Below are 10,714 nucleotides of genomic sequence, written 5' to 3' on the forward strand. Positions count from 1 at the left end.
CCGTGCGATTGGCTTGCCGTTTCCGGCACCGGGGCAAACGGCGGGCGATGCGGGGCACCGCTTGGTCTGGATGGGGCAGGGCGAGGCATTTTTGCTGGGTGCCGCTCCAGACCCCAGTTTGGGGGCCTATGCGGCTGTGGTGGATCAATCGGATGCTTGGGCCTTTGTTGCGCTAACGGGGGCGGGCGGCGCGGATGCCTTGGCCCGGTTGGTGCCGGTTGATATGCGCCTGCGCGCGTTTCCGGTGGGTGCAACTGTCCGCAGCCAGCTGGGGCATATGAACGCCAGCATCACCCGCACGCAGGAAGACACGTTTATGATTGCGGTTTTCCGCTCAATGGCGGTCACGCTGGTTCACGAATTGACGACTGCACTGGAAGCTGTTGCTGCGCGCGGATAAGATGCGCGCAAATCTGTTGTTCTGGAGTGTGTTATGATCCGTGTATTGAGTGCTGTTTTATGTGTGGCCGCTGCTTCGCCTGCGTTTGCGGATGCGGCCAAGGAAAAAGACTGTGGCTATCAGGGGGATGTGGTGGCTGCTGTACAGGCAGCACGCGTTGCGCGTGTGGGCGAGCGGAAAGTCGTCGAGCATATCGCCGAGACCGCCCCAGAATGGCCTGAAAAGTATAACGCTGTTGTGCCGCTGGTGGCCCCTTGGATTTACGGGATGCCAATGGCGGATGTGAAAACGGCTGATCTGTCCGCCGCATGGCAAGAGCTGTGCCTGACGCAATAAGCGTCCTCATTTTCGGGCGGGCTTCTGGACTCTGGCTGCTGCCTGCCCATATGTGAGGTATGTCCCTTCCACCCGGCTTCCTTGATGAATTACGCACGCGCTCCAGCCTGTCACAGGTTGTGGGCCGCAAAGTCATGTGGGATGCGCGCAAGTCCAATCAGGGCAAGGGTGACATGTGGGCACCATGCCCCTTTCATCAGGAAAAATCCGCGTCTTTTCATGTAGATGACCGAAAAGGCTTTTACTATTGCTTTGGTTGTCATGCCAAGGGCGATGCGATCTCCTTTGTCCGTGAAACCGAAAATGTCGGTTTTATGGAAGCGATCGAAATCCTGGCGGGCGAGGCTGGTTTGGACGTTCCAAAACAGGACCCCCGCGCGCAGGAAAAGGCGGATGAACGCACTGAGCTTGCAGAGGTTATGGAGCAAGCGGTGCAATTCTTCCGCTTGCAACTTCAGACAGGCGCAGCCGCCGAGGCGCGCGGCTATCTGGAGCGGCGCGGGCTGGATGCAAAGGCACTTGAACGCTTTGAAGTCGGATTCGCCCCTGACGGCTGGCAAGGGCTTTGGGATCATCTGAGCGGCAAGGGCGTTTCCGGGGACCTCATCCTTGCTGCCGGGCTATGCAAAGCCTCTAGCAAGGGTGGCAAACCGTATGACACTTTTAGAAACCGGATCATGTTCCCTATTCGGGATGCGCGCGGGCGCTGCACCGCCTTTGGCGGTCGCGCAATGGACCCGAATGACAATGCCAAATATCTGAATTCGCCCGAAACGCTTTTGTTCGATAAAGGGCGCAGCCTTTATAATCATGGCCCTGCGCGCGAAGCTGCTGGCAAAGGCGCGCCATTGATCGTCGCTGAGGGTTACATGGATGTGATTGCGCTGGTCGAGGGTGGCTTTGGCGCGGCGGTTGCACCACTTGGCACGGCGATCACTGACAATCAGCTGCATCTGCTTTGGCGCATTTCGGACGAGCCGATCATCGCGCTGGATGGGGACACGGCAGGCCTGCGCGCCGCGCAGCGGCTGATTGATCTGGCGCTTCCCTTGCTTGAAGCGGGCAAAAGCCTGCGCTTTGCCTTGATGCCAGAGGGCAAAGACCCAGATGACCTGATCCGCGCCGAAGGGGCAGGGGCTGTTCAAGCCGTGCTCGATAAAGCGATGCCGATGGTGCAATTGCTGTGGGATAAGGAAATCGAGGGTAAGAATTTTGATAGCCCCGAGCGTAAGGCCGCGCTCGACAAAATTCTGCGCGAAAAGATCATGATGATCCGCGATCCGTCTATTCGTGCGCATTATGGGCAGGCAATCAAAGACATGCGCTGGCAGTTATTCCGCGCAGGGCCCAAATCGGGCGGCGCGAAAAAGCCATGGCGCAAGGGCGATTGGCGAAAAGATCCGCCTGCGCGCGCGATGGCAGGCACCAAGGCGTCCTTGTTGGCCGGGGCAGGCGAAGACACCCAGCGCCAGATGCGCGAAGCAGTGATTTTGGCGAGCCTTATTTGCACGCCCGAAGTTGTTGCCGAGTTTGAGGGCCAGTTAGAAGAAATGCACCTGAGTACGCAGGAACATAGCGCGCTACGCGACTTGATTTTGAGCCATGCCCCCAATGGCGCAGAGGTGTTGCGCGAAAAGATTATCGACGTGCGCGGGGCCGAGAGCCTTGAAAAGCTGCTTGGCGCGGGCCATGTCGCCATAACACCCTGCATCCGTAATCCCGGAGACGTCGAAATGGCCCTGATGACTGTGTCAGAGGAATTGGCCAAGCTGGAAGCAGAGCAGGGCCTGAGCGCAGAAGTGCAAGAAGCGGCAGAAGACCTTGTGGGGCTCGCCGATGAATCGGTCACTTGGCGTTTGGGGCAGGCCGCACAGGCGCGTAATCTTGCGATGCGCAGCGAACACGAAGACAAAGCCGAATACGACACGGCCCCGAACGGGGCGCGAATCAATCGCGATGAAAAGAGTGCCTTTGACGAGTTGTTGATTAAGTTGAACGTTACCAAACAGCCATGAATTGGCATTTTGGTGAGGATTAAGTAAAGAAATCAGGGTAAACGGGTAGCCGAATCACCTCAGTGCGATATGATTCGTTAATAACGAATCACTTGTTCGCCAAAGATTCGGCCAGACGCCGGAAACATAATCATGGGGCGCACGCCCCGCACAGGAGCATCTGCATGGCCGCCAAGGACAATGACGACCGCAAGTCTGACGATCAGGACGCCGAACACTCGCTCGATATGAGTCAGACTGCCATCAAGAAGATGATCGCCGACGCACGTGAGCGGGGCTTTATCACTTACGATCAGCTTAACGCGGTCTTGCCGCCCGATCAGGTCAGCTCGGATCAGATCGAGGACGTGATGTCGATGCTCTCTGAAATGGGCATTCAGGTCACCGAAGAAGACGAAGACGCGGATGAGGATAAAGGCACAACCGATCTGGTTGCGGCTGGCACGAACAAAGAAGTCACGCTATCCACAGGCACGGCTGAAAAGCTGGATCGTACAGATGATCCCGTTCGGATGTATCTGCGTGAGATGGGCTCGGTTGAGTTGCTGTCCCGCGAAGGTGAAATCGCGATTGCCAAGCGTATCGAGGCGGGCCGCAATACGATGATCGCCGGGCTTTGTGAAAGCCCGCTGACGTTTCAGGCGATTACGATCTGGCGCGACGAACTTTTGTCGGAAGATATTCTTCTGCGCGACGTGATCGATCTGGAAGCCACCTTTGGCAACTCTATGGGCGAGGAAGAAACCACGCCTGTTGTGCCAACTGCCGCGAATTCCGCAACGGCCCCCAAGACCGAGGGCGGCGCGGAACTGGACGCTGATGGCAACCCGATCGTTGCCGACGATGATGACGATGATGAAGATGAACAGGCAAACATGTCCCTCGCAGCGATGGAGGCCGCGCTAAAGCCTCAGGTGCTCGAGGCATTGGACATCATTGCGAATGACTATGAAAAGCTTGCTGCGATGCAAGACAGCCGTATCTCTGCGACGCTGAACGAAGATGACAGCTTCTCTAATACGCAAGAGGCGACCTATCAGAAGCTACGTTCGGAAATCGTTCTGCTGGTGAATGAATTGCACCTGCACAACAACCGTATCGAAGCGCTGATCGACCAGCTTTACGGTATCAACCGCCGTGTGATGAGCATCGACAGTTCGATCGTGAAACTGGCTGACCAGGCACGCATCAACCGCCGTGAGTTTGTCGAAGCTTATCGTGGCCGTGAACTTGATCCGAACTGGCTCGAGGAGATGGGCGAAAAGGCAGGCCGTGGTTGGCAGATGTTCATCGAGCGCTCTACCGACAAGGTCGAAGAATTGCGCGGCGACATGGCGCAAGTCGGTCAATATGTTGGTCTTGATATCTCTGAATTCCGCCGCATCGTGCAGCAGGTTCAGAAGGGCGAAAAAGAAGCGCGTCAAGCCAAGAAAGAAAAGGTCGAAGCCAACCTGCGTTTGGTCATTTCGATTGCCAAGAAATACACGAACCGTGGCCTGCAATTCCTTGATTTGATTCAGGAAGGCAACATTGGCCTGATGAAAGCGGTTGATAAATTTGAATACCGTCGCGGCTATAAATTCTCGACCTATGCGACGTGGTGGATCCGTCAGGCAATCACCCGCTCTATTGCCGATCAAGCCCGTACAATCCGTATTCCGGTCCATATGATCGAAACGATCAACAAACTGGTACGGACAGGTCGTCAGATGCTGCACGAAATCGGTCGTGAGCCAACGCCAGAGGAATTGGCAGCCAAGCTGCAAATGCCTTTGGAAAAAGTGCGCAAAGTGATGAAAATCGCGAAAGAGCCGATTTCTCTGGAAACGCCGATTGGCGACGAGGAAGACAGCCAGCTTGGTGATTTCATTGAGGACAAGAATGCGGTTCTACCTTTGGACAGCGCCATTCAGGAAAACCTCAAAGAGACAACAACGCGGGTTCTGTCCTCGCTTACCCCACGCGAAGAGCGTGTTTTGCGGATGCGTTTTGGCATCGGTATGAACACCGATCACACGCTCGAAGAGGTGGGTCAGCAGTTCAGCGTTACACGCGAACGTATTCGTCAGATCGAGGCGAAAGCGCTTCGCAAGCTCAAACATCCAAGCCGCTCACGCAAGTTGCGCAGCTTCCTGGATCAGTAGGCGGGCGGCGCATGTCACTGCTTTCTTGGCTCTTTAGGTCAAAATCAAACGAAAGCCCCGCTGCCAAAAAGGCAGCGGCGGTAGAATACCAGGGCTTTCGGATCACACCCGATCCTATGAAAGAGGCGCAGGGCTACCGGCTTTGCGCGCTCATTGAAAAAGAGATCGGCGGCGAGTTGCAAAGCCACCATTTGATCCGCGCCGACACGATCAGTGATTTCGATGCCTGCGTTGAGGCATCTGTCGCGAAGGCCCGTCAGATGATCGATCAGCAGGGCGATCGTCTGTTTTAGGGGAAGCTGGTCTTAAAACCCTCGTTTTTGATGCCGGTTCTGCTAGGCTGAAGATATTCTTTTTGTATTTCTAGGGATATCAAATGCTTGGCAAATTAATTACTGCTGCGTTGGCGCTGTTCATTACGGGTTCTGCGCAAGCAGGTTGTTTTGGGACTGGCACACCGTTGTTTCACTGCACATTCAACGGCGCAAAGAAAACGATAGACGTCTGCTTGCAGGGCGAAGTCGTCGTCTATCACTTTGGATCGACAGACCGCGCACCAGATCTACTGATGGCACGGCGTGAAATCGGTGTTGAGATGACGCCATGGAACGGAATAGGACGCAGCATCTGGGAAGAAATCACGTTCTACAATGGCGCGTATTCCTACAATTTGTCCTATGCTATCGACCGCAATATAGAAAGCGCGCCAGTGGATGGACGATTGATCGTCGGTGAGGGCGATTCAGAAGTTGCCGAACTCATCTGCGACACAGGCTCTGTTACAGAAGCAAATTTCTACCCTTTGTTCGAGGCGAAAGAGGCCGCAGGTCAACGCTATTGCCAAGAGACGTTTTCGTGGGGCGCAGGCTGCTAACTTAGAAATTAGTTAGGTCGTTTGGCTAAATCAGGCTATGTTTGGCCCTATCGGAAGAGGCATCCCATGCGCATTATCAAACGAATTCTAACCATTCTTGTCGTCCTGATTGTTGTCTTGGTCGCGCTCGCTTACGTGCTGCCGCGCAAGGTCATGGTGGCCCGCTCCATCGAGATTGACGCGCCCGCCGGGCAAGTATTTGCCAAGGTGAACGGGTTGAAAGCGGGGGCAGATTGGTCCCCTTGGCTAAGCCGTGATCCTGAAGTGAAACTCACATATTCTGGTCCAGATACGGGTGTCGGCTCCAAACTCGAATGGACGTCAGAGCATCCGCAGGTTGGCAACGGTAAACAGGAAATCGTTGAAAGCGTTCCGAACGAAAGGGTCGTTACTGCGCTTGATTTCGGAGAAATGGGCACTGCGATGGCTGCGTTTACCCTTGTAGAAGCGAGCGGAAAAACAACCATCACATGGGACTTGGATACGGACATGGGGATGAACCCGATTGGCCGTTACATGGGGCTTATGATGGATCGCTGGGTTGGGAGCGACTATGAAAAAGGTCTCGCCAATTTGAAAGCCATGGTTGAGGAAGGGTAGTCCCTTACCTAATTAGTGGGTTAACCCAATTTCTGTTGGCCATCAAATCCAACCACTATTGTTTTTGGCAGTGTCTCCTTAATGAATTTAGTGCTCCAGTTGCCTTTGATCAGGCTGCATTCAAAATGACTTGTTGCTGAAACTCCGTGCGTTCGCGCGCCAGCCATCGCGAACTTTGGAACCAATGTTGTTCCATTTGACAAAATGGAAAACGAACCTCGTGTGTTACTACTACCGATGTTCGTTAGCTGAATTTGCAGATCAAAGCGTTCAGATGTTAGCATCTTTCGCTTTAAGGATTGCGCTTTGGTTTTCTCTTCAGACGAAGCGAAAGGTCGAGATTCAATGAGCGCAATCCACTTCAACATACGGTGCCAGATCGAAAATGTATCAGTCCTTCGATTTTGAAAACCGTTCCAACACATCATCAAAACGCCCTCGAAAACGATATTGAATCCATCGTCTACAACATCGGGCGCAGTAGCGTGTGCGATCACTGTGAGATCGTCGATAGCTTCTAGAGATTCGAAAGTTATGTCGCCACCCATCAGAATTTCCTTTTTGATATTATGAAAATAGTAAGACCTTAAGAAACTTGGCACTCAAGTGTTTTTTCTGAGTCCCGCGCGCCACACTAGATACAGCGCCACAAATAAAGGCCTACCCAAACCCTAGCGGCTGCCCTATAAAACCTGTGGATAAGTGGGGCTAACCCACAGCCAGAGGCAGAGACAGTAGAATAAGGGGGACGGCCATGCGCTGCCCATTTTGCGGAAATATCGACACTCAGGTCAAGGACAGTCGTCCTGCCGAGGATCACGTTTCGATCAGGCGTCGGCGCTTTTGCCCGGCTTGCGGCGGGCGTTTTACAACGTATGAGCGCGTTCAACTGCGCGATTTGGTCGTGATTAAATCAAATGGTCGTCGTGAAGACTTTGATCGTGACAAGCTGGAGCGCTCTATTCGTATCGCGCTGCAAAAACGTCCGGTTGAGCCGGAGCGGATGGACCAGATGATTTCTGGCATCGTGCGCAGGCTGGAAAGCATGGGCGAAACCGACATCAATTCCAAACAGATCGGTGAGATCGTCATGGAAGCGCTGGCGCGTATCGATACCGTCGCATATGTTCGATTTGCTAGTGTTTACAAGAACTTCCAAGCGGCTGATGACTTTGACAAGTTTGTTTCCGAGTTGCGTCCCGACGTGACGCCAGAGAGTTGAGTCAAAGCGATCAACGCTTTATGAAAATGGCCCTGTCGCTTGCGCGGCGGGGCCTTGGTCGTACATGGCCCAACCCTGCGGTTGGCTGTGTGATTGTAAAAGAGGGTCTTATTGTCGGGCGCGGCTGGACCCAGCCAAGCGGGCGACCTCATGCAGAGACGTTGGCCTTGGCGCAAGCGGGTAACGCCGCGCGCGGTGCAACGGCCTATGCCACGCTGGAGCCTTGCGCGCATCACGGCAAAACCCCGCCCTGTAGCGAGGCTTTGATCGAGGCGGGTATTGCACGTGTCGTTGCCGCGATGGAAGACAGCGATCCACGCGTGTCCGGCCGCGGCTTTGCCCAGCTTCGCGCGGCTGGCGTTATCGTTGAAACAGGTCTGTGCGCGCAGGACGCCGCTGAAGACAATGCAGGGTTTTTCCTTAGAACCGAACTTGGACGTCCCTTTGTGACGTTAAAACTGGCGCTTACGCTTGATGGACGCATCGCGACGCGCACAGGTGACAGCCAATGGATAACCGGGCCAGCCGCGCGTCGGCGTGTGCACGCCTTGCGGGCCAGCCATGACGGGGTTCTGATCGGAGCAGGGACCGCCCGCGCCGATGATCCGTCGCTTACGGTTCGCGATTTGGGGCATGCGCATCAGCCTATCCGTATAATTGCGGCGCAAAGCCTAAGCATACCGCTGGAAAGCACGCTGGCCCGCACTGCGCGCGAGGTTGATGTCTGGCTTTGCCATGGCGCCGCCGCCAGCGAAGAGCGCCGCGCCGCGTGGCGCGCAGCAGGTGCGGAGTTGATCCATTGCGAGAATTCGGATGCGGGGTTGGAGCCGCTTTCAATGCTTCAAGCCCTTGGCGCAAAGGGGCTGACGCGTGTGTTTTGTGAGGGCGGCGGACATCTGGCCGCGTCCTTGTTGCGTGCAGATTTGGTGGATCGCCTGATTATCCATTCTGCGGGTGTATTGATCGGCGCTGATGGCATTTCGGGTGTCGCTGCGATGGGCCGCGAGGTGCTCTCAGACGCGCCGCGTTTGCGTTTGATTTCCCTTAACCAGCTGGGCCAAGACGTCGAACATATTTGGGAACGCAGCTAGTCAGCGCCGCCAAAGATGCGCGTAGCTTGCCAGCACGCCTTGCAGTTTGGATAGGCTACGGTTCATCGGCCCCGGGCGCGGAAGATCACCGCTGGCAAGGCGCTCCAGAATAACCTCGACAGGGCAGGCTTGCGCCGTCTTCGGGTCGAAATAGCGTGGATAATCAATCAAGGTGGCATGAACCAGCGCTTCCAGACTGACCTTGGTGCTGCGCCGTGCGGGCACTGCCCCTTGATCGTTTGTCAGCCCCCAACCCGCATAAAACGGTGCGCCGTGGCAGGTGACGGATTTACCCCGAAGCAGCGCTTCAAAGCCGAGCAGGGACGTCATGGTCCAGACTTCATCAACGGCGTTGATCGCAGCTATCGGATCAATCCCGCGCAGCACGCCATCGCATAACGCGTCCAGATCGCTTTGTTCTATGCGACCTGAACGCAGACCGGCCTCTACATCAGGATGGGGTTTGTACAAAATCACGGCATCCGGATGTGCAGCACGCGCCGCACTCAGAAGTTCCAGATTGGTCGCAATCGTTTTGGTGCCTGTAAGAATGGAAGCATCGTCTTCGACCTGTCCCGGCACAAGGATGCGGTGGCCCTTTGGCAGCTCTGCAAGATGCGGATCGCCCACGTTGTATTTGCTAAGCGCGGCAGCGTTTAGCGCGCTTATCAAGCGCTCTGAGCGGTGGCGTTGATCGGGGCGCAGTAATCTGCGCATGCGGATCAACTCTTCAAGGCGACTGGGGCGTGTGGGATCATAGTAAATCCCAAGATCATCCAAGACCAAAGACAGGGGTGGAATCAGATTAGCGCCAAGCCCTTTGGAGCGCAGAAAACCGTCCTCTACGCGTACGGTTTGATTGCTGAGCGGCGCAACTTTTGCGCTGGCCCAGACCATGTGCCGACGCCCGTCCTGCATGGTCGCGGCAAGTTTGCTTTGTTCATCTTCGTAAAGGATCGCATGATTTTGGCCGAAAAACCGCTGAAACACCTTGCGCTTCCACAGGCGGACGCCGCTGGCGACCCAACCTTTGTGATCTTCGCGCCAGCTGCGGGACTGTGCTTCCAATGTGTCGATTGCAGTTTCCAAATCGCACAGGCAATCGCGGTAGGGATCGTACCACTTGGGATAAAGGATCATTGCAGCCGCAAAAAGCTGTGCGCGGCTTAGCGTGCGTTGGCGGCGCGGAACTGGACGTTCGTCCTGTGTTAGGCCCCAGCCTGCATAAAATGGTTGCCCAAAGACCCGCGGTTTGTGCCCTGCAAAAATAGCTTCAAAGCCAAGTTGGGAGGAAACGGTGTAGACCGCTGAAGCCCCTTCAAGCAGCGTCCATGGCGAGACAGGATCGCTGAACAGGGTGACATTGTGATTGGCATCCGAAGCGCTGAAATAGCCAAGCCGATGGCCGGCCATTGTGTCTGGGTGCGTTTTGACAATGACGCGTTTGCCGGGATGTTCTTCTTGCGCGAAGACCAGCATTTCCAGGAACGTTGCGCGATCTGCGCCGCTGGCAAGGACAGAGGCGTCGTCCTTTGTCTGATCCAGTACAAGCACATAACCGGGGTCGGGGCAGGGCGTGGTTGGATCAAAACCTGTGTATTTGCTCAGATGGGCCTCATGCAGGCGGGCGATGCATGCGCGGGCGCGGTTCAAGAGTGCCGTGTCATCGAGCGGATGTGTGCTTAGGATTTGTTCCAAATCAGAGGGTTGAGATGGATCATAGTGCATGCCCTTGGTATCAATCGTCAGCCCGAGCGGCGGCTGGCCTGAGCGACCAGACAGGACCGAGCGTAAAAAGGCATCTTCAATGCGGATGATCGCAGCCGAGTGCTTCGCGGCGACCGCTTCGCCGCGATGGGCAGTCGGGCTATGGCCCCAAACGCCAATTAAATCACCACTTTTCGGAAGGCCAAGGCGCAGATCATACCCCGCAAGCGACAGGATACGCCGCAAGCGCCGTTCTTTCAGAAATCCGCCGTTGTAGTGTCCCGCCACCGCCAGCAAACCAACTTGTCTTCGTCACGACACCGAC

Annotated in this window: 11 protein-coding genes; 9 read left to right on the plus strand and 2 right to left on the minus strand. The window is 55.5% G+C overall.

All coding sequences use genetic code 11. The features are described 5' to 3' along the window. The 7 genes from WBC85_RS03945 to WBC85_RS03975 form a co-directional block, all read left to right on the plus strand. A partial coding sequence (locus tag WBC85_RS03945; protein ID WP_424433375.1) for a sarcosine oxidase subunit gamma occupies positions 1-400 on the plus strand: 400 nt, incomplete at its 5' end. Between the two features lie 33 nt (positions 401-433). Then, complete coding sequence (locus WBC85_RS03950; protein ID WP_424433376.1) at positions 434-736, plus strand: hypothetical protein; 303 nt, start codon at positions 434-436, stop codon at positions 734-736. A gap of 59 nt (positions 737-795) precedes the next feature. Then, on the plus strand, positions 796-2,751 hold the full coding sequence (dnaG, locus tag WBC85_RS03955; RefSeq protein WP_424433377.1) for a DNA primase: 1,956 nt from the start codon (positions 796-798) through the stop codon (positions 2,749-2,751). Between the two features lie 164 nt (positions 2,752-2,915). Continuing rightward, positions 2,916-4,895 carry an RNA polymerase sigma factor RpoD gene (gene rpoD, locus WBC85_RS03960; protein WP_424433378.1) on the plus strand — a complete coding sequence of 660 codons (1,980 nt, stop codon included), beginning with the start codon at positions 2,916-2,918 and terminating at the stop codon, positions 4,893-4,895. Positions 4,896-4,906: 11 nt separating this feature from the next. Further along, the gene (locus WBC85_RS03965) at positions 4,907-5,188 is read left to right on the plus strand and encodes an HlyU family transcriptional regulator (RefSeq protein ID WP_424433379.1); all 282 of its coding nucleotides are present in this window, start codon (positions 4,907-4,909) and stop codon (positions 5,186-5,188) included. Positions 5,189-5,271: 83 nt separating this feature from the next. Beyond that, entirely contained in the window at positions 5,272-5,769 is a 498-nt protein-coding gene (locus WBC85_RS03970; protein ID WP_424433380.1) for a hypothetical protein, read from the plus strand. 66 nt (positions 5,770-5,835) lie between these two features. After that, positions 5,836-6,369, plus strand: a complete 534-nt coding sequence (locus tag WBC85_RS03975; RefSeq protein WP_424433381.1) for an SRPBCC family protein — start codon at positions 5,836-5,838, stop codon at positions 6,367-6,369. Between the two features lie 20 nt (positions 6,370-6,389). Here the strand turns inward: WBC85_RS03975 and WBC85_RS03980 are convergent, their stop codons facing one another. Beyond that, positions 6,390-6,917, minus strand: a complete 528-nt coding sequence (locus WBC85_RS03980; protein WP_424433382.1) for a hypothetical protein — start codon at positions 6,915-6,917, stop codon at positions 6,390-6,392. Between the two features lie 206 nt (positions 6,918-7,123). Here WBC85_RS03980 and nrdR point away from each other — a divergent pair, with 206 nt between their 5' ends. Together nrdR and ribD are read left to right on the plus strand one after the other, a co-directional pair. Then, a complete protein-coding gene (nrdR, locus tag WBC85_RS03985; RefSeq protein WP_424433383.1) occupies positions 7,124-7,591 on the plus strand; it encodes a transcriptional regulator NrdR in 468 nt (155 codons plus the stop codon). Next, positions 7,588-8,682: a bifunctional diaminohydroxyphosphoribosylaminopyrimidine deaminase/5-amino-6-(5-phosphoribosylamino)uracil reductase RibD gene (gene ribD / locus WBC85_RS03990; protein ID WP_424433384.1), complete on the plus strand. Its 1,095-nt coding sequence runs from the start codon at positions 7,588-7,590 to the stop codon at positions 8,680-8,682. The genes nrdR and ribD overlap by 4 nt, the downstream gene beginning before the upstream one ends. Here the strand turns inward: ribD and WBC85_RS03995 are convergent, their stop codons facing one another. Then, positions 8,683-10,686, minus strand: coding sequence for a capsular polysaccharide biosynthesis protein (locus WBC85_RS03995; protein ID WP_424433385.1), 2,004 nt, complete (start codon positions 10,684-10,686; stop codon positions 8,683-8,685). It lies immediately after the preceding gene. Positions 10,687-10,714 lie beyond the last annotated feature (28 nt).

The organism is Planktotalea sp. (genome assembly GCF_049680325.1).
Taxonomy (GTDB): Bacteria; Pseudomonadota; Alphaproteobacteria; order Rhodobacterales; family Rhodobacteraceae; genus Planktotalea.

Coding starts and splice junctions, on each gene's coding strand:
- WBC85_RS03970 (WP_424433380.1), top strand. CDS start 5,272: ATGCTTGGCAAATTAATTACTGCTGCGTTGGCGCTGTTCATTACGGGT.
- WBC85_RS03950 (WP_424433376.1), top strand. CDS start 434: ATGATCCGTGTATTGAGTGCTGTTTTATGTGTGGCCGCTGCTTCGCCT.
- nrdR (WP_424433383.1), top strand. CDS start 7,124: ATGCGCTGCCCATTTTGCGGAAATATCGACACTCAGGTCAAGGACAGT.
- WBC85_RS03975 (WP_424433381.1), top strand. CDS start 5,836: ATGCGCATTATCAAACGAATTCTAACCATTCTTGTCGTCCTGATTGTT.
- rpoD (WP_424433378.1), top strand. CDS start 2,916: ATGGCCGCCAAGGACAATGACGACCGCAAGTCTGACGATCAGGACGCC.
- WBC85_RS03980 (WP_424433382.1), bottom strand. CDS start 6,917: ATGGGTGGCGACATAACTTTCGAATCTCTAGAAGCTATCGACGATCTC.
- dnaG (WP_424433377.1), top strand. CDS start 796: ATGTCCCTTCCACCCGGCTTCCTTGATGAATTACGCACGCGCTCCAGC.
- WBC85_RS03965 (WP_424433379.1), top strand. CDS start 4,907: ATGTCACTGCTTTCTTGGCTCTTTAGGTCAAAATCAAACGAAAGCCCC.